The 18,483-nt window shown below is 66.9% G+C and carries 16 protein-coding genes; 8 read left to right on the top strand and 8 right to left on the bottom strand.

Features of this window, described 5'->3' with window-relative positions:
* Positions 1-20: 20 nt before the first annotated feature.
* Complete coding sequence (locus GUI70_RS14805; RefSeq protein ID WP_161883093.1) at positions 21-290, top strand: hypothetical protein; 270 nt, start codon at positions 21-23, stop codon at positions 288-290.
* A gap of 17 nt (positions 291-307) precedes the next feature.
* Here GUI70_RS14805 and GUI70_RS14800 read toward each other — a convergent pair whose 3' ends face one another.
* The gene (locus tag GUI70_RS14800; RefSeq protein ID WP_161883092.1) at positions 308-1,228 is read right to left on the bottom strand and encodes an acyltransferase; all 921 of its coding nucleotides are present in this window, start codon (positions 1,226-1,228) and stop codon (positions 308-310) included.
* A gap of 544 nt (positions 1,229-1,772) precedes the next feature.
* Between GUI70_RS14800 and GUI70_RS14795 the strand changes: the two genes are divergently transcribed.
* The 6 genes from GUI70_RS14795 (at position 1,773) to GUI70_RS14770 (ending at position 9,014) form a co-directional block, all read left to right on the top strand.
* Positions 1,773-3,563, top strand: a complete 1,791-nt coding sequence (locus tag GUI70_RS14795) for an ABC transporter ATP-binding protein (RefSeq protein ID WP_161883091.1) — start codon at positions 1,773-1,775, stop codon at positions 3,561-3,563.
* A 39-nt stretch (positions 3,564-3,602) separates the two neighbouring features.
* The gene (locus GUI70_RS14790; protein ID WP_161883090.1) at positions 3,603-4,097 is read left to right on the top strand and encodes a GNAT family N-acetyltransferase; all 495 of its coding nucleotides are present in this window, start codon (positions 3,603-3,605) and stop codon (positions 4,095-4,097) included.
* Between the two features lie 129 nt (positions 4,098-4,226).
* Positions 4,227-5,504 carry a glycolate oxidase subunit GlcF gene (gene glcF / locus GUI70_RS14785; protein WP_161883089.1) on the top strand — a complete coding sequence of 426 codons (1,278 nt, stop codon included), beginning with the start codon at positions 4,227-4,229 and terminating at the stop codon, positions 5,502-5,504.
* Positions 5,501-6,976, top strand: a complete 1,476-nt coding sequence (locus GUI70_RS14780) for an FAD-binding oxidoreductase (RefSeq protein WP_202630488.1) — start codon at positions 5,501-5,503, stop codon at positions 6,974-6,976. The genes glcF and GUI70_RS14780 overlap by 4 nt, the downstream gene beginning before the upstream one ends.
* Positions 6,963-7,634 (top strand): FAD-binding oxidoreductase, encoded by a 672-nt coding sequence (locus GUI70_RS14775; RefSeq protein WP_161883088.1) that lies wholly within the window; start codon positions 6,963-6,965, stop codon positions 7,632-7,634. Before GUI70_RS14780 ends, GUI70_RS14775 begins: the two co-directional genes overlap by 14 nt.
* 66 nt (positions 7,635-7,700) lie before the next feature.
* Entirely contained in the window at positions 7,701-9,014 is a 1,314-nt protein-coding gene (locus GUI70_RS14770) for an alpha-hydroxy-acid oxidizing protein (protein ID WP_237724946.1), read from the top strand.
* A gap of 85 nt (positions 9,015-9,099) precedes the next feature.
* Here the strand turns inward: GUI70_RS14770 and lepB are convergent, their stop codons facing one another.
* From lepB to GUI70_RS14755, 3 genes are all read right to left on the bottom strand, one after another.
* Positions 9,100-9,864, bottom strand: a complete 765-nt coding sequence (gene lepB, locus GUI70_RS14765; protein ID WP_161883087.1) for a signal peptidase I — start codon at positions 9,862-9,864, stop codon at positions 9,100-9,102.
* A gap of 248 nt (positions 9,865-10,112) precedes the next feature.
* On the bottom strand, positions 10,113-12,239 hold the full coding sequence (locus GUI70_RS14760) for a molybdopterin-dependent oxidoreductase (RefSeq protein ID WP_161883086.1): 2,127 nt from the start codon (positions 12,237-12,239) through the stop codon (positions 10,113-10,115).
* Between the two features lie 90 nt (positions 12,240-12,329).
* Positions 12,330-12,914 carry a TMEM175 family protein gene (locus GUI70_RS14755; RefSeq protein WP_161883085.1) on the bottom strand — a complete coding sequence of 195 codons (585 nt, stop codon included), beginning with the start codon at positions 12,912-12,914 and terminating at the stop codon, positions 12,330-12,332.
* Positions 12,915-12,954: 40 nt separating this feature from the next.
* Between GUI70_RS14755 and GUI70_RS14750 the strand changes: the two genes are divergently transcribed.
* Positions 12,955-14,997, top strand: coding sequence for a prolyl oligopeptidase family serine peptidase (locus tag GUI70_RS14750; RefSeq protein ID WP_161883084.1), 2,043 nt, complete (start codon positions 12,955-12,957; stop codon positions 14,995-14,997).
* 25 nt (positions 14,998-15,022) lie between these two features.
* On the opposite strand, the gene GUI70_RS14745 is transcribed toward GUI70_RS14750, so the two are convergent.
* The 4 genes from GUI70_RS14745 to GUI70_RS14730 form a co-directional block, all read right to left on the bottom strand.
* Entirely contained in the window at positions 15,023-15,484 is a 462-nt protein-coding gene (locus tag GUI70_RS14745; RefSeq protein WP_161883083.1) for a single-stranded DNA-binding protein, read from the bottom strand.
* Positions 15,485-15,605: 121 nt separating this feature from the next.
* On the bottom strand, positions 15,606-16,712 hold the full coding sequence (locus tag GUI70_RS14740) for an LptA/OstA family protein (protein WP_237724945.1): 1,107 nt from the start codon (positions 16,710-16,712) through the stop codon (positions 15,606-15,608).
* 18 nt (positions 16,713-16,730) lie between these two features.
* Complete coding sequence (locus GUI70_RS14735) at positions 16,731-17,645, bottom strand: LptA/OstA family protein (RefSeq protein WP_161883082.1); 915 nt, start codon at positions 17,643-17,645, stop codon at positions 16,731-16,733.
* 65 nt (positions 17,646-17,710) lie between these two features.
* Positions 17,711-18,295, bottom strand: a complete 585-nt coding sequence (locus GUI70_RS14730; protein WP_161883081.1) for a hypothetical protein — start codon at positions 18,293-18,295, stop codon at positions 17,711-17,713.
* Between the last annotated feature and the right edge of the window lie 188 nt (positions 18,296-18,483).

The following is an 18,483-nucleotide window of genomic DNA, read 5'->3' as shown; positions in this document are numbered from 1 at the left end:
CTGAAGGGTGGTGAAGCGCAGTGACGAACGAGAAGAAAAGCGAACAGGCCGGGCTGCCGGATTGGCTCTTTCCAGCGGGCTTCGGCGTGGGCCTGGCCCTGCTGGTCGTCGGAGTGATCTGGCCCGCCTTCGCCCACTGGGCGGTCTACTGGTTGATGCTGGTGCCGGTGCTGGCTGCCCTGGCGGTGGTCATCGGCAACTGGCGCAGCGACCGCCGCCTGAGCATGGCGGCCCTGCTGGCACTGCTGGGCGTGGGTCTGGTGTTGCTCGGGCGGCAACTGCTCAAGTAGGGGGCGGTCGCCTCCCTCTACCGCTTGCTGCCGGCCACGAAGCCCATACGCGCCATTACCGGTTCGGCTGCTTCGTCCACCCGCCGGGTCTGGTTGGGGGTCGGCTCGGGAAACTGCGGGTTGGCCTTGCGCGGCGGCTGCGCCTCATGGGTACGCGAGTCGATGCCCTCCACCGGTCCCGAATCCCGGACCTTAAGCCGGGTGGTGCGGGCAGGCAGGCCCATGGCGATGCCGTGCGGCTCAATGTTGCCGCGCAGCAGGGCGTGGGTGGCCAGCATGGCGTCGTCGCTGACCACGCTTCCGGCCAGGATGGTGGAGTGGTAGGTCAGGCGTGCGCCGCGCCCAATCACGGTTTTGCGCAGGGTCACATCGGGGCCGTCGAGCACCGAGTGGGTGTGGCTGTAGATGTTGACGTAATCGCTCACCGACGCACTGTCGTGAAGCTCAATGCCGCCAATATCATCCAGTAACACGTTGCGGTGAACCACCACGTCGTCGCCGACTTCCATGTTGTAGCCCACCGAGAATTCCACGTTCTGCCAGCACTTGAAGTTACGGCCCACCCGTTTGAAGATGTGCCCTGCCAGCACCTGCCGCAGCGGAATGCCGAACAGCGGATTGTGGCCCAGCGGGGTCAGGTCCACATTCTTCCACAGCCACAGCAGCGGCTTGACCCGCTGAAACGCGGCGTCGTCGGTGGCCATGTAGTACTCGGCCTCGAAGGTCACGTTGCGCGAATCGAGGTTGAGGGCCAAGAGCGGCGCGTCGGCTTGCAGGGTCGCGTAACTGCGCCCGTAGACCAGCTCTGAGAGCAACTCACGCACCAGTTCCGGGCGGTTGGTCGCCGGGTCGCTAAGCCTGGCCTCCAGATCGGCGAAGTAGGCCGTGTAGGCGTGCTCGGCGGCGTCGGGCGTGGCGAGTGGTTTGAGCCAGGTCATGGCAGCGAGTGTAGCAGCGCCCTCCCGGCAAAGAGCGCGGTCTGTTTACAATTTTCATCAACTGCTTGAGAAAATGATCCGCTCCCCTTCGCCTCCGCCACTTCGCTGAGGCGGGAGGCACTGGGGCGCGGCAGGCCGAACGAATGAAAGTGACCGTCTACGGGCTGAACGGGGGCGGCACCCGGCGGCGACGTGGGAACAGGTCCAGCGCTTCGACCAGACGCGCCGCAGCCTCCCCGGCGTTCCTGAAATCGGCACCGCCACAGACGAGTGCCGACACACAACAGCTTCCGGCATTCGCCCTAAGCCGATTGGCCCATGCCCCGCGCCCCGGCCTCTGCCTATGCTGACGCCAGAACCGCACTCAGGAGACCAACCATGAAAACCCACGCAGCGCCTGCCCCGAATCAGATTGCCGCTTTCCCCGGAGGACGTTGCTCTTCATGCCTATTGCCAAATTCTCCTTGCTGCACGGGTGGAATCCCACCCCTGACTTAGTCTCAGTTCAACTCCCCGCCGCCCCTGTTTGCCTCAGGGCGTGCCGATGACCGGGCCAGTCGCGCTGCCGGTTCTGGCCCGGCTGAAACTCTTCGCCTCGTACTACCGCCCCTACCGCCGCATTCTGACGCTCGATCTGCTGTGCGCCTTTGTTGTGGCGGGCATCACGTTGATCTTCCCGCTGTGCGCCGGGTACGTGACCCGCACGGTACTGGGCGGCGCTGGACTGAACCCAATTGAATTCGGCGAGGTCGGCCCGCAGGCTCTGAGCGACCTGACCCGCGTGGGCCTGTTCATGCTGGGGCTGGTGGCGCTGCATCTGGTGTGCAACACCTTCGTGGATTACCAGGGCCACATCATGGGCACGCGCATGGAGGGCGACATGCGGCGTGATCTGTTCCGGCACCTGCAAGCGTTGCCCTACGGCTTTTACGACGCACAGCGCACCGGGCACCTGATGAGCCGCCTCACCAACGACCTGTACCACATCGGTGAACTGGCGCACCACGGCCCCGAAGATCTGCTGATCGCGCTGCTGAAATTCGTGGGTGTGTTCGTCATTCTGGCAAGCATCAATGTCAAGCTGACGCTGCTGCTGTTCGCCTTCTTGCCAGTGATGGCGCTCTATGCGGTCTTCTTCAATCTCCGCATGAACGCTGCCCTGATGCAAAGCCGGGCCAGAATCGCCGACGTGAATGCGCAGGCCGAAGACACCCTGGCAGGCATCCGCGTGGTGCAGTCCTTTACCGGTGAGGCCACCGAGCAGCGCCGGTTCGAGGCCGAGAACGCCCGCTTCGTGGACAGCCGCCGGGCCGAGTACCGCGCCGAGGCGTACTTCTACCAGGGCATGACCGCCTTCTCACAACTGATGCTGATCGCCGTGCTGGCCTTCGGCGGCCTCGCCATTCTGCGCGGAACGCTGCGGCTCGACGAACTGGTGACCTACCTGCTGTGCGTGGGGCTGCTGCTCGAACCCGTCTCACGGCTGGTGAACATCTCCCGGCTGCTTCAGGAAGGGGTCACGGGCTTCGAGCGCTTTCTGGAACTGATGGCGGTCGTGCCCAGCATCCAGGACGCGCCGCAGGCGTTGGAGCTTCAGGGCGTACGCGGCGAGATCGAATTTCAGCACGTGACTTTCCAGTATGGCCCGGATCTGCCGCCCGCCCTGCAAGGCATCAACCTGAGGATCCGGGCGGGCGAGTACGTCGCGCTGGTGGGCGCGTCGGGGGTGGGCAAGAGTACGCTCTGTGCCCTGATTCCGCGCTTTTATGAGGTCAGCGGGGGCCGGATTCTGCTCGACGGCACACCGATCACCGCTCTGACGCTGGCTTCTCTGCGACGGCAGATCGGCGTGGTGCAGCAGGACGTGTACCTGTTCGCTGGAACGGTGCTGGACAATATCCGTTACGGACGCCCGGACGCGGGCGAGGCCGAGATCGTGGAGGCCGCGCGGCAGGCCGGAGCACATGACTTTATCGAGGCGCTGCCGCACGGCTACCACACCGACATCGGGCAGCGCGGCGTCAAGCTGTCCGGCGGGCAAAAACAGCGCCTGAGCATCGCGCGGGTCTTTCTCAAAAACCCGCCGGTGCTGATTTTCGACGAGGCCACCAGCGCCCTGGACAACGAATCCGAAGCTCTGGTGCAGGCCTCGCTGGAAAACCTGGCCCGGCAGCGAACCACACTGGTCATCGCCCACCGCCTCTCCACCGTGCGCAATGCTGGGCGCATCGTCGTGCTGACCGAGGCCGGGCTGAGCGAGCAGGGCACCCACGCCGAACTGATGGCACTGGGCGGCGTCTACGCCCGCTTGCAGGCAACGGGACTGCGGCTGTAAGCAGCCCCACCTGACAAGAAGCCCCGCTATCATGCCTGCATGACCGACAGTGTCCTGATTCTGCGGCCCGCTGGCCGCGACGATCTGGGCTTCTTGCAATCTCTCCTGCCGAGATTCGTGGCGTTCGGCCTGCCGCCGGGCCAGGATGAGGGCGCGGTGCTGGCGGGCGCGGCGCAGCACTTGATGGCTGCGCTGGCCGCGCCGCAGGAGGACAGCGCCCTCCTGATCGCCTGGGTGGAGGAAGCCGGGCAGCCGGACCGCCGCGCCGGGTTTTTGCGGCTCGACACCGAGCGGCCCCTGTTCGGTCCGCCGTTCGCCTACCTGGCCGATCTGGCGCTGGCCGAGTGGGCCGAGGGCCTGGGCCTGGGCCAGTTGCTGCTCACCGAGGCCGAGCACTGGGCCAGGCGGCAGGGCCTCAAACACATCCAGTTGCATGTGTTTGCCACCAATGCCCGCGCCCGCAAACTCTATGAGCGGGCTGGGTACAGCGAGGCCACCCTGGGACTGGTCAAGGCCCTCAAACCCGTGAGGTGAGTGCTGCTCGCCCTGCCCCGCCGCGTTGTCCAGATGACAGCGCGGTGTAGCGCGCCTGCCCATCTCTCCCGCACTTTTTTGCCGCTGCCCGTGTGACATGCTCAGCAGCATGAGGAAGCGCGCCCGCCGATGAACCACGACATCCCGGTTGACCAACTCGGACCGCAGGGCGAGATCATGGCCCACGCCATCGACGCCTGCGTCCACTGCGGCTTTTGCCTGCCCGCCTGCCCCACCTACACTTTGCTCGGTGACGAGATGGACAGCCCGCGCGGGCGCATCTTTTTGATGAAAGAGGTGCTGGAAGGCGAATTGCCCCTGATGGACGCCGCGCCGCACCTCGACCGCTGCCTGGGGTGCATGGGCTGCGTCACCGCCTGCCCCAGTGGCGTGCCCTACGGCGAACTGATCACCAGTTTTCGCGGCTGGAGCGAGCCGCAGCGGCAGCGCACCCCCTTTGACAAGGCCAAGCGCACCGCCATCCTGAAAGCGCTTCCGGCCCCCAAACTGTTCAGCGTGGCCGCCCGAGTCGGCCAGTACGCCAAGCCGCTTGCGCCGCTGCTGCCCGACGCGCTCAAGTCGCCGCTCGATCTGCTGCCTGAGCATGTTCCGGCAATGGTCAATCTGCCGCGCTTCACACCCGCGCAGGGAACGAAGCGGGCCAGGGTCGCCTTTCTGGTCGGCTGCGCCCAGCAGGCCCTCGCGCCCAACTTCAACGCGGCCACCTTACGGGTGCTCGCCCGCAACGGCGTGGAAGTCGTGATTCCGGAAGGCCAGGGCTGCTGCGGCGCGGCGGCGTTGCACACCGGGGCGCGCGAGGAAGCCTTGAAACTGGCGCGGGCCAACCTGGCAGCCTTCAACCCCGATCAATACGACGCCGTACTCAGTAACGCGGCAGGCTGCGGGGCGGGCCTGAAAGAATACCCCGAAGTGCTGCACGGCCTCCCCGACGAGGCGGCAGCCAAAGCGCTGGCTGCCAAGGTCATGGACATCAGCACCTTTCTGGCGCGGCTTTCCGAAGACGGCGGGCTGGAGCCGTTCATGCCCGCGTCCAGGCCGCTCAGCATCGCCTACCACGACGCCTGTCACCTGGCCCACGCCCAGGGCATCCGCGCCGAGCCGAGGGCACTTCTCAAGATGATTCCCGGCGTGAGCGTGCTGGAGGTGCCGCAGGGCGATCTGTGCTGCGGCTCGGCGGGCACCTACAACCTGGAGCAGCCTGCGCTGGCCGCCGAACTGGGCGAGCGCAAGGCCAGAAACGTGCTGTCGGTGCAGCCCGACATGGTCGCCAGCGGCAACATCGGCTGCCACACCCAGATTCAGAGCCACTTGCGCCGTCAGGACAGCGGCGTGCCGATTCACCACACCATCGAGATTCTGGATCTGGCCTACCGGGGGCTGCTGTGAGCTTATTTAACCGCCGCAAGCCGGAGAAACTGGGCCTGAGCACCAACTCGTCGGTCAGCAAGCCGCGTTCCACCGACGCCCCACACGGCCCGCTGGCCGCCGAGCTGACCCGGCTGCTGGGACCGCAGAAGGTGCTCAGCGCGCCCGCCGAGCGCCTCAACTACGGCTACGACGCCATTCTGGTGGGCAAGACGCCGCTGTGTGTGGTGCTGGCCGAGAGCACCCAGGATGTCGTCACCGCCGTCAAATCGGCCAAGGCGGCGGGCGTGCCCATCGTCGGGCGGGGAGCGGCCAGCGGCCTCAGCGGCGGGGCGGCTCCCCTGCAAGAATCATTGGTGATTTCCTTTACCCGCATGACCCGGCTGGACATTTTTGCCGAGCGGCGGGAAGCGCGGGCGCAGGCGGGCGTCATTACCCTGGCGGTCAGCGAGGCGGCTCGGCCACACAGTCTGGTCTATCCGCCCGACCCGGCCAGCTTCCGGACCAGCACCATCGGCGGCAACCTCGGCGAGAACGCGGGCGGGCCGATGTGCTTCAAGTACGGCGTCAGCGGCGACTATGTGAGGGGCCTGCAATTCGTCGATGTCGACGGCGACGTGCATGAATTGACCCGCGACGCCTACGATCTGGCGGGCCTGCTGATCGGCTCGGAAGGCACGCTGGGCTTCATCACCGAGGCCACCCTGCGACTGGTGGCGCCGCCCCGGTTCACCCGCACCCTGATGAGCCACTTCGCCGAGGTCGGGCAGGCGGCTGAAGCAGTGTCGCAGGCGATTGCGGCAGGGGCAGTTCCGGCCAAGCTGGAATTCATGGACCGGGCCTGCACCAATGCCGTCGAGGACTACCTGGGGATCGGGCTGCCTCGGGAAGCCGAGGCGGTGCTGCTGGTCGACACCGACGGCGAGGATCTGGCGACGGTAGAGGAGGAACTGGCGCTGGTGGAGGCGGCCTGCCTGGCACACGGCGGCACGGTGCGCCGTGCCGAGGGCGAGCTGGAAAGTGCCGCGCTGTGGCGGGCGCGACGCAGCATCTCCCCCGCCCTGGGCCGCATCCGCCCGCAGCGCATGAACGAGGACATCGTCGTGCCGCGCAGCGCTCTGCCCGAGGTGGTGCGCGAGATCCGGGCGCTGGGTGAGGCGTCGGGCTTTCATCTGGTGCAGTTCGGGCACATCGGCGACGGCAACCTGCACCCCAACATCCTGTTCGACCCCAGAAAGGAGAGCAGCGAGAAGGTGCACGAGCTGGCCTACCAGGTGGCGCTGGTGGCCCTCAGGCACGGCGGGGTGCTCAGCGGCGAGCACGGCATCGGCGCGATGAAGCGGCCCTTCATGCGCGACGCGGTGGACCCGGTGACGCTGGGCGCCCTGTGGGCCGTGAAGCGGGCGCTCGATCCCCAGGAGCGGCTCAATCCCGGCAAGGTTCTGCCCGGCGACACCGATTTGCCCCACGGGAGCGCCCATGCCAGTTCTTGAACTCAGCGCCGCCGACCAGACCCTGATCGCCAGTGGGGACACGCCGCTGCTGGACATCTACGCCGCGCTGCCAGCGGGCCTCTATCCGCCGTTTCCGCCTGCCGAACTGCCGGGCGGGCTGAGCGGCTTACTCCAGCGCGGCGGCTTCGCCCAGAACTTCTTCTTCGCGGGCGAGATTCTGGGCGTCACCTTCCGCGCGCCCAGCGGGCGCGTCGTGCGGGCGGGCGGGCGGGTGGTCAAGAACGTGCAGGGCTACGACCTGACCCGGCTGTTCGTCGGCTCGTTCGGGCAGTTGGGTGAGGCGCTGGAGGTGACCCTGCGGCTGCGGCCCGGTCTGGCGGCGCGCCACCTCTCGCGGCCCGGCGTGCTGGGCGAGGTCGCTGGCAACCGTGCGCGCTTCGTCTGGGAAGCGGAGGGCGTCGTCAACCTGCTGCACTTCGGCCACGCCCGCGAGGTGGAAGCGGTGCTGCACACCTTCGGCGGCCAGGATGTGGACGCGCCCACCGATCTGCGCCCGCTCTTTGCCGCAGGCATGGCTCCCGGCGAGGGCACTCCGGCTGATCCTGTTCCGGTGCGCGATCTGCGGTTCGGCTGGGTCAGCGGCGCAGGCGTGCCCAGCATGCCGCCGCTGTTCGCGAAGGTGGCGGCGGCACTGTAGGGCGCAGTCTTCCCGCGCTTGCGGGCGCGGTAGATTGAAGCCGACTCAAACGCGGAGGCGCGAAACGTGGCAAAGCAGTCGGGGATGGGAGCAGGGCGCGGCAGAACGCGTCAGACCGGGATTTATCTGCGTGGGCTGGGCGGCGAGAAACCCGGCGTACCGGTGCAGGTCGCCGCGTTGCAAGACGCCGCCCGGCGCAAGCTGGCCGCTGCCGACTTTGCCTACATCGCGGGCGGATCCGGGGCCGAGCGCACCCTGCGGGCCAATCTGGCGGCCTTCGAGCGCCTTCAGCTCGTGCCCCGGATGCTGTCGGGCCAGCCGGAGCGCGACCTCAGCGTGGCGCTGCCCTGGCAAACCCTCGCCTCCCCGCTGCTGCTGGCTCCCATCGGGGTGCTGGAAGCGGCGCACCCGCAGGCGGACCTGGCGGTGGCCCGCGCCGCTGCCGCCGAGAATGTGCCGTTTGTCTTCAGCTCGCAGGCGTCGGTGCCGATGGAGGAGTGCGCGGCGGCGGTGGGCGACTCGGCGCGCTGGTTTCAGCTGTACTGGAGCACCGACGACGAGGTGACGCGGTCGTTCATCCGGCGGGCCGAGGCCTGCGGCGCGGCGGCACTGGTACTGACCCTCGATACCACCCTGCTCGGCTGGCGGCCCCGCGACCTCGATCTGGGCAGCCTGCCGTTTCTGCGCGGACAGGGGCTGGCGCAGTACCTCTCCGACCCGGTGTTTCGCTCACGGCTGGCGGAGTCCCAATCAGGTGGGTCGCGGTCGGGTGAGCCGCTCCCGGCCCTCCAGGACACGCCACCCGCCACCCCGGCGCTGCTGCGAACCGCCGCGCAGCTCCGGGCTGCGGGCAAGCGCTTTGGCCTCAGCTTCCGGGAGATGCAAAACGCCGCTGCCCGCTTTACCGCCACCTACACCCGCCCCGACCTGAGCTGGGACGACATCAGCCGCCTGCGCCAATGGACCGAGCTGCCGATTATCCTCAAGGGCATCCTGCACCCCGACGACGCCCGCGAGGCAATGCGGCGCGGCGCGAACGGGTTGATCGTCAGCAACCACGGCGGACGCCAGCTCGACGGCGCGGTGGCCTCACTCGACGCCCTGCCGGGGGTGGTGGCAGCCGTGCCGGGACTGCCGGTGCTGCTCGACAGCGGCGTTCGCACCGGCTCGGACATCGCCAAGGCACTGGCGCTGGGCGCGCGGGCGGTGCTGCTGGGCCGCCCCTACGTCTACGGGCTGGCCCTGGGCGGCGAGGCGGGCGTGCGCGAGGTCATTCAGAACGTGCTGGCCGAGTTCGACCTGACGCTGGGTTTGCTGGGCGTCGGCGCGGCGCGCGACCTGGGGCCGCAGCACCTCGCGCCCGCGTCGCTGCCGGGCTAGGGCGGACCTGGGCCGAGTCAGCCAAGCAGGCCGGGAACGTTCTCCCGACCTGCTTGGCTGACTCGGCCTCAACTGGGGCTCATTCTCACTTGCCAAACGTCTGGTTAAAGGTCTCGGGGCGCGTCAGCACCCGCCAGTTCAGGACGCTCTTGCCGCTGGTGGTCACGTAGTCGGCGGGGTTGGCACTTTGAATGGCGCAGTTGTACTTGGCGTTTTCCTGGCGCATGATCGGCCAGATCACGGCGGCGGCGCGGCCCGCGATGTCGCGCAGCGGAATGGGGCCGAACAGACGCGAATCTTCCGAGCCGTTCTCGGTGCGGTTGTCGCCCATCACGAAGTACTGCCCGGCAGGCACCGTCAGTTCGGCGGCATCCGGCACGATGCCCTTGAGGTTCGACTGAATCTGGTTGGCAATCGAGCTGTCGGTGTCCCAGCAGCCCTGCGCCTGCCAGTACGAGGCGGTGTAGTCGTTACTCAGGGCCAGATCGTTGACGAACACCACGCCCTTGCTGATCCGGATCTTGTCACCGGGCAGCCCGACCAAGCGCTTGATCAGGAAGGGACGGTAGGTCCACAAATTGAAGAAGGTGCGCGTCTCGGCGGCGGCGGCGGGCTTGAAAATCAAAATGTCGCCGCGCTTGAAGCTGCCGAGGCCCGCCTTATGCAGCCAGGTCTCGTATTTGGGCACGAAGACGCGCTCGTGGTGGCGCAGGTTGGGCATCATACTGACGCCGTCCACGCCGACCAGGGTGGCCAGAAACTGGGTAATCACCACGGCGAACACGATCGGTTCGAGCAGCTCTTTCCAGAGGCGCTGCAAGGCATTCGGCGGTTTCTTGAGTTTGGTCATCAACACTCCTGAACTTCAGCAGGGCGGCCCCACCCGCACCTTGATCAAGGCGGAAGCGGGGCTGCCGGAAGCAACATTGCAAAGAATACTTGAATCCAGGTGAAAGTGCGGGACTCTGGGCCGCATCCACCCCTGCAGCGCCGCTGCAGGGCACCCCGCCTGGATGCCAGCCGGGCGGGTGGACAACAGCGTTTCGGTCGAGCGGGCCGGGGTTGGCGTTTGGCCTCCAGCCCACAGGCCCTCTTCTCTCAGTCTGCCGCGCTCTCCTGGGCCGCTTCCAGGCCGCGCAGCGTCACCGGGACGCCGCTGGCCGCTGTATTGCCGGTGAGTTCATCGAGCAGGGCAGGGTCGGTCAGGTCGTTGGCACTGGCCCCAGCGTGGGCAGCGGCCACCCCCAGGCGCACGCCTGCCTTGCCGTGCCCGAAGCCGTGCGGCAAGCTGACCACGCCGGGCATCAAGGCGTCGGTGATTTCGGCTGGCACCGTCACTGTGCCGACCCGTGAGCGCACTTCCACCGACTGCCCGCCCCGGATGTTCAGCCGCGCCGCATCCACAGCGTTGAGCATCAAAGTGCATCTTTCGGGCCCGCGCATCAGCCTCGGCACGTTGTGCATCCAGGAATTGTTGCTGCGAAGCTGGCGTCGCCCGATCAGCACCAGGTCCGGCACCTCGGCGCTCAGCACGGCTTCCAGCCGGACCAGATCAGCCAGCATCGGCGCGGGGGCGGCATTGATCCGGCCCTCGGCGGTCAGCAGGCGCTCAGGCAGGCAGGGCATCATGGGGCCGTAGTCGGTGCCATGCGGCGCGGCCCGCAGCGCGGCCAGGCTGGTGCGGCGCGGGCCGTGCTGTAGGCCCAGTTCCAGGCGCTCGTCCGGCGTACTGCCCGTCTCACCCGACAGCCGCTGACGTAGGCCCTCGAAAATCTGAAAGTCGAAGCGCTGATGCTCGCCAATCGGGAAGATGGGGTCGCTGATGCGGGCGGTATTGCGCACAGCGAAATGGTGAAACACCACGTCGTAGTGCTGCGTTTCCAGGCCCACGGCGGGCGGCAAGATCACGTCGGCGCGGCGGGTGGTGGCGTTGAGGTAGGGGTCAATGCTGACCATGAATTCCGCGTCCGCCAGCGCAGCGTCCAGCTTGTCGCCGTCGGGGGTGCTGAGCACCGGGTTGCCCGCGACGGTCACGAAGGCCCTAAGCTGCCCCTCGCCGGGCGTCAGGAACTCCTCGGCGAGTGCGGCCACCGGCAACTCGCCGTCGAATTCGGGCAAGCCGCGCACCCGCGAGAAGAAGCGGTGATGGTAGGTCTGCCCCTTCTTGGCGCGGCCCAGCAGATCGAAGGCGGGCAGCGGCCACATCGCCCCGCCCTCCCGGTCGAGATTACCGGTGACCAGATTGAGCACGTTGAGCAGCCACTGACACAGCCCGCCGAACGCCTGGAGGCTCAGGCCGATGCGTCCGTAGGCCACGGCACGCGGCGCGGCGGCAAATTCGCGGGCCAGGCGCTGAAGGGTCGCGGCGTCCACGCCGGTCGCTCGGGCCACCTTTTCTGGGGTGAAGCCTGCGGCGACGCGGCGCAGCTCGGCCAGCCCATCGGTCAATTCCGCGAGGCGGCCCGGCTGATCGAGCTGCTCGGCAAAGATGACGTTCAGCAATGCCAGCAGCAGCAAGGCGTCGCTGCCGGGACGGATGAAGTGGTGCTCGTCGGCGACCTCGGCGCTCTCGGTGCGGCGCGGGTCAATCAAGACGACCTTGCCGCCCCGCTCGCGCACGGCCTTGAGGCGGCCCCGCATCCCCGGCGCGGTCATGATGCTGCCGTTGGAGGCCAGCGGGTTCGCGCCCAGCATCAGGAAATAATCGGTGCGGTCGATGTCGGGAATCGGCAGCATCAGCGGGTGGCCGAACATCTCGGCGGCGGCGAAGTGGTGCGGGAGCTGATCCATGCTGGTGGCCGAGTAGCGGCTGCGGCTGCCCAGGGCACGCACGAAGCCGCCCGCCGAGAGCAGCGTGCCGGAGTTGTGGACGCTGGGGTTGCCCTGATACACCGCCACGCTGTCCGGGCCGTATTTGGCCTGCACCTCGCGCAGCCGGGCCACCACATGGTCGAGCGCTTCGTCCCAGCCGAGTTCGGTCCAGGTCTCGCCGTCACGCCGCATCGGCACCTTCAATCGGTCCGGGTCGGTGTGAATGTCGGCAATCACCGCGCCCTTGGGGCAGATGTGGCCGTGGCTAAGCGGATCATTCACGTCGCCGCGCACGTCGGTCACCACGCCGCCCTTGACGGTCAGTTGCAGGCCGCAGATGGCCTCGCACAGGTTGCAGGCGCGGAAGTAGAGGCCGTCGGCAGGTTGGACAGCAGTGGCTTGGGAAAGGGTCATGAAACCTCCGGAGCAGGCGAAGCGGCAGGGCAATTTTGGACTGACTCCAGTGTAGCGGCATTCCAGCCCACCAAAGCGCCGGGGCAGCGGTCAGGGACGCAGCCACCAGACGAACAATCCGGCCACCAGCAGCAGCGAAGCCACCGGGCTGAGCAGCGCCAGGCCCGCACAGGCCAGACACCAGAAGATGCCCAGAAACGAGTCACGCCGACTGCGCCCGAGCAGCGCGAGACTGTCCGGGTGGGCATCAATGATGGTCTGTACCAGAAGAAAAAACGCCAGGCTGTTGAGCAGGTTGATCAGCGCGTAAAAGGCGGCGGCGGCACTGCCCGACGCCGAGCGCAGGTATTCAGCGACCACCGCTGTCGGAAACGGCAGAAATGACACGGTGAGCAGAAAAAACCCGTTGACGATCAGCATCCTCTGGGTGACCTGCCTGACCTGACCGACCAGGATGTGGTGCCCGATCCAGGCGATCAGGATGGTGGAGAAGGCCAGCAGGTAGGCCAGATAGGAGGGCCACAGGTGCAGCAGCGCCTGCCACAGCGCTCCTGGGCTGCCGCGCTCACCCACCTGCGGCACCTTGATTTCCAGAATCAGCAACGTGATGGCGATGGCGAACACACCGTCGCTGAACGCCTCCATTCGGTTCGGATTCCTGAAGAATGAAGTCACGCTGTTCTCCCCGGGCGGCCCGCTCGCTCTAGGCTAGCGCATGGCCCTTCTCTCTCCCAAGTCCGCCCCTGCTGCCCGCCGCAGCGACCACACCGACACCTATCACGGCACGGTCATCGCCGATCCCTACCGCTGGCTGGAAGATGCGGGCAGCGTCGAGACGCAGGCGTTCGTGGACGCCCAGAACGCGCTGACCCGCCGGGTGCTCGACGCCGTGCCGGTGCGCGCCGAGCTGATCACGCGCCTGACCGGGCTGTGGGACTATGCCCGCCGGGGCGCGGTGGGACATGAAGGCAGCCAGTACTTCCAGCTGCGCAACAGCGGCCTGCAAAACCAGTTCGTGCTGTACGTGATGGACTCGCCCACGGACGAGGGCCGGGTACTGCTCGACCCCAACACGCTCTCGGAGGACGGCACGGTGGCGCTGGGCGGCTTCTCGGTCAGCCGGGACGCTTCCAGGCTGGCCTACTCGGTCAGTCGGGGCGGCAGCGACTGGCAGGAGTGGCGGGTGCGCGACATCGGAAGCGGCGAGGACCTGCCTGACACCTTGCCCGACAGCAAATTCAGCGGCGCGAGCTGGCTGCCCGACGCCAGCGGCTTCTTCTACTCGCGCTATGACCGCCCGCCGGAAGCCGAGCAACTCAGCGGTGCGAACTTCAACCAGCGGCTGTACCTGCACCGCCTGGGCACCGACCAGTCCACCGACGAACTGATCGTGGAGCGCCCCGATCAGCCGGAGTGGGGCTTTTCCGGCACGGTCAGCGAGGACGGCGCGTATCTAATCGTCAGCGTCTGGAAAGGCACGGCCCGCGAGAACCTGATCTGGGTGCGGCCCCTTACCAGGCGCGGCGACTTCAAGGAGGTCGTGGCCGATTTCCGGGCCAGCTACGAATTCGTTGACAGCGACGGCCCGCTGCTGTACTTCCGTACCGATGACGGCGCGCCAAAGGGCCGGCTGGTTTCGCAGCATCTGGAGACGGGCGAGGTGCGGGAAGTCGTGCCGGAGGGCCAGAGCCGCTTGCTGGAAGTGCTGATGGTGGCGGGCGGTTTCGTGCTGCACACGCTGGAAGACGCTTCCAGCCGCCTGACCCTGGTCGACCGGCAGGGCCAGCATACCCGCCCGGTGACGTTGCCGGGCCTGGGCAGCGTGGGCGCACTGAACGGGCACGCCAGCAACCCGGAGGTGTTCCTGAGCTATACCAGTTTCCTGAGTCCGGCAGCCAGTTACCGGCTGGACACGGCGAGCGGTGAGCTGTCGGCCCTCTGGATCCCGGAGCTGGGGGTGGACCTGAGCGGCTACGAGGTCAGGCAGGAATTTGCCGAGAGCCAGGACGGCACCCGCGTGCCGATGTTCATCGTGACACGCGGGGATCTGACGCTGGACGGCTCACATCCCACCCTGCTCTACGGCTACGGCGGCTTCGACATTCCGCTGACGCCCAGCTTCGAGGTCTCAAGGCTGGCCTGGCTGGAGGCGGGCGGGGTGCTGGCTGTCGCCAACCTGCGCGGCGGCGGCGAGTATGGCGAGGCCTGGCACCAGGCCGGGATGAAGGAGAACAAACAAAATGTCTTCGACGATTTCGCCGCCTGCGCCCGGCACCTCGCAGCGCGCGGCTACACCTCACCGCAGCACCTGGGCATCGAGGGCGGCAGCAACGGCGGCCTGCTGGTTGGCGCGACCCTGACCCAGCACCCCGAACTCATCGGCGCGGCGGTGGCGCACGTGGGCGTCATGGACATGCTCAGGTTTCAGCACTTCACCATCGGCTGGGCCTGGGTCAGCGACTACGGCAGTAGCGACATGCCTGATGGGTTTGCCACCCTGCACGCCTACAGCCCGCTGCACAACCTCACCCAGCGCGCTTACCCGGCCACCCTGCTCACCACCGGCGACCACGACGACCGGGTGGTTCCGGCGCACAGCTACAAGTTCGCCGCCGAGCTGCAACATCTCCAGCAAGGCGGCGCACCGATTTTGCTGCGGATTCAGACCAGGGCCGGGCATGGCGCGGGCAAACCGACCCGGCTGATCATCGAGGAGAAGGCCGACGTGTATGCCTTCTTGCTGGCGGCGCTGGAATAAACGTGCGTGGGGCGCTGGAACCCGCTTATCCCGCCTGACCCGCCACCTTGTTCTGATCCACGTAGGCGTCGAGCACCTTGCCGCCGCCCCGGAAGGTGATCAGCGTGACGTACTGCACGCCGCCCTCCTCGCCTTCTTTGAGGTGAGGCAGATCGGTGGGCCGTGCGCCGCGCGAGTACTTGACGATCTTGGGCAGCTTGATCTTCTTGGTATCAACCTCGTCGAGTTCGCGGCGCTTGTAGCTCTGACCCCGGTACATCACCGCCTGCTCGCCCTCGGCGTTGGTGTAGGGCCGCGCGCCGATCAGGTTCCAGTCGAAGATGTCGGCCATGCCGAGCGGCAGCGACACGCCCCCGGCGGGCAGGTCTCCGCTGCTCCAGCCGGACTTGCCGTATTTGCGCAGGGTGGGAAAGATATCGCGCTCTTCTTGAACTTCAACCGTGATGCTGGTGCCCAGCGGGCCGACGAGGTGCAACTGAATGGACATGTTTGACTCCTTGAGGTAGAGGCGTAGCTGACAGGATTGGAAAGCAAAGAGTGAAACGCCTTACGCAAATAACATAACAGATTGGAGCAGCTCTGCCAATCCCCCGAGCGAGCCGCTGCGCTCAGCCGGAGCAGCCCACGCCCGGCGCGTCACCTGAAGTGGAGGCACTGCCCTCGCCGTCAGGGAATTGCCCACTGATGTTGTCCACCGCTGTCACCGTATTGAGGTCGAGGTTGTAGCGAATGATCATGGCGCAGATGATCTCCTGGCCGTTGACCGACTGGGCCAGCGCGCCGGGCGCGCCGCGCAAAACGGCGACGTTGGCCGCGTCGTCGTAGTCCACCCGCTCGGCGCTGCTAGTCCGCGTGCCGTTTTTCAGGGTGACCTTGCCCACCAGGGTCGTGGTTTCCTTGTCCACGTCCACCTCGATGCGCTCACTGTTACCGGTCAGGCGGTCGGTTTCCGGCTTGCCGGTTTCCGGCGCGCGCTCGAAGGTGATCGGGCCAGCGATGCGCGCCACCCCATCGGATTCGTCGTACACCAACGTCTGCCCCTTGAGGCTGGTGCGGCCCTGAGTCACGAACACCGTGTCGGGCGCGGGCCTGGGATCGGCCTGCACGGCGCAGCGGCTGAGGCGGTCGGTCTTGCCTTCCGGCGGGTTGTCGAGAAACTGGGCGGTTCCGGCGCTCACCTCAATGTGGCCGTCGCCACCTTCCTGCTGGGTGACGATGGCCAGCGGCGAGCGAATCAGGTTCTTGTCCACCGTGACCTGAATGCCGCCCGGCCCGGTTTCCGAAAACACCGAGACGGTCGGGCTGCCCGCCGGGTCGCTGTCCTGCGGCGTACAGGAGGCGAAGATGCCAGTGTCATCGGTCAGGCCGGTGCGGACAATCTTGATGATGCGCGATTTGCCGTCCTTGGCCTTGCGGGTCAGGGTGACATTCGCGCCTTCCTGATCTGCGCTGGACTGGGCTGGGCTGGGCGAATCTGCACCAGCGGGGGCCGAATCATCCTGCGGCACTGAGCTGTCCGGCGTGGGTGCATCGTCTGCCGGAGTCGGCTCGGTAGGTGAGGCAGCCTGATCTGGCTGGGCTGGGGCCGCAGGCTGCTGCACTGTCGCTGGGGGCTGCTGCGAGCTGGGTTGCTGAGAGCCGGATTGCTGAGCCAGCGCCAGGCCCAGCAGCAGCACACTGCCGAGCGCTACTTGCCGCAGCGCCCGCCCCTTCACCCTACCCCCCCTTTCCACTTACTGGCTGCTCTTTTCGCCGGTCAGCAAAAAGCGGTCGGTGGGAATGTTGAACGGCTTGCTCAACGCCCGCACCCGACCCAGATCTGTGCGCTGCTCCAGGTAGCCGTTCTTGAGGGCCGTGACCTTGGTGCCGGTCTTGCTGTCGCTGCTCACGGCGTTGCCGACCACGTAGGCCACGTTGTTCTTGTCGTCGTAGTACACCGCGTCGCCGGTGGTGGTGCTGGTCCCCTGAACCAGCTTGACCTTGCCCTTCACGTACAGCAGCTTGTTCTTCGACACGACCCTGGCCTCGGTGCCGGTGATGATCAGTTCCTTTTGCTTGGCGCTGGCGGCGCGGGTCAGGCTGGGGTTGCCGGTCAGCACGCCGACCGATTTGTCCTCGTCGAAGATCAGCTTGTCGCCCCGGCCCGTCTGGCTGCCGCTGACCAGCTCCACACTGCCGGTCGAGGTGCTCATATTGGTGTCCACGTCGAGGCTCATCTGGGTGGCCTTGATATTCACTGGGTCGCCGTCGTCCTTGGTTTCCGGCACGAACACGGCGCTGGGGCCGCTGGTCAGCACACCCTGACCCGTCGCCTCGCTGTAGGCGAGCTGCCCACCCCTGGCCGTCAGGCGGCCGCGCACCACGTTCACGTCGCCGCCGCCCCCACTGAAGACAGCGGTGCGCTTGCCCTCGGCCCCAGCCAGGGTGCTGCCCGCAGGCGCAGTGAGTACGGCGCTGGGCGCGGTGATATTGACATTGTTGACGCTGGCCTTGATGGGATTGCCGTCCTTGCCGGTGTAGTTGATGGGACCGTTCCGTAGGTTGCCCTGCACGTTGGCGGCGGTGTCGAAGCGCAGCACCCGGTCAACCTGGGCGGCGAGAGCGGTGGTGAGGGCCAGTATGGACAGTAGAACGAGGGGACGTTTCATGGTTCTCCTTGAAGTAGTGAGGGAAAGACAGGCTGGGAAGGCAAGACGGTGCCGGGAACCCGCACTCAGCGGGGTTGAATCTTGCCGTTCACGCAACGGGTGGGCGGCGCGGTGTGAAATTCAGCGCCGGGGTCGAGTTCGGCCTGGAAAGTACTGAAGTCGAAGTTGGCCTTGATGCTGCTGTAGACGCCGCTCTGAACGGGTGAACTGATCTCGCCGCGCGGGGCGCTATAGCCACCCTGCTGGTTGATGATGACTTCCTGCTGACCCTGCGATGACAGCGTGAAGGTGCTGCAGTCGGCCAGGGTGTAGAGCCTGGCCTGCTGGGCGTGTAGGTTGTCCTGGCTGTCGATCACCAGCTTGGTGGCGTTAATGGTCATGTCTTCTTGGAGCGTCCCGGTGCTGCTCTGCACCCAGCGGGCCCCCTGTCCGAGCTGATCGAGGGCCGTCTCGCCCTTTTCCGGGTCCACGCTGATCTGACCCGCCGCGAAACGCCACTCGGCTTTGGGGTCCTGAGCTGGGTAGAGCCGCAGCTTGACCCCGCTGAGCGTGACCCCGGAGCCGCGCACGCTGGGCGCAGCAGGCAGCAGCGCGAACACCAAGCCGAACAGCAGCAACGCCGTCAGCGCCAACACGCTCAGACGCAACATCAAGACTTCCACCGATGTTGCCCGGACAGTGCATCTGGGTTGGAGAGCGGCTTGAACACGCAGGCATGATAGCTGTCTGCCTTCATGAGAGTGCTTAGGGTTATCTGACCACTGGTCCGCAGATGAGACGCGCAGTCAGTTTGGCCCGGAAGGCACGGGCCGCTTTTCCTGCGCCCCCACGGCCCACT

Origin of the sequence: Deinococcus alpinitundrae, from assembly GCF_009982895.1 — a bacterium.
Lineage (GTDB): Bacteria > Deinococcota > Deinococci > Deinococcales > Deinococcaceae > Deinococcus > Deinococcus alpinitundrae.
The sequence above is the reverse complement of the archived record's forward strand: the minus strand, read 5'-3'. Positions and strand labels throughout refer to the sequence as shown.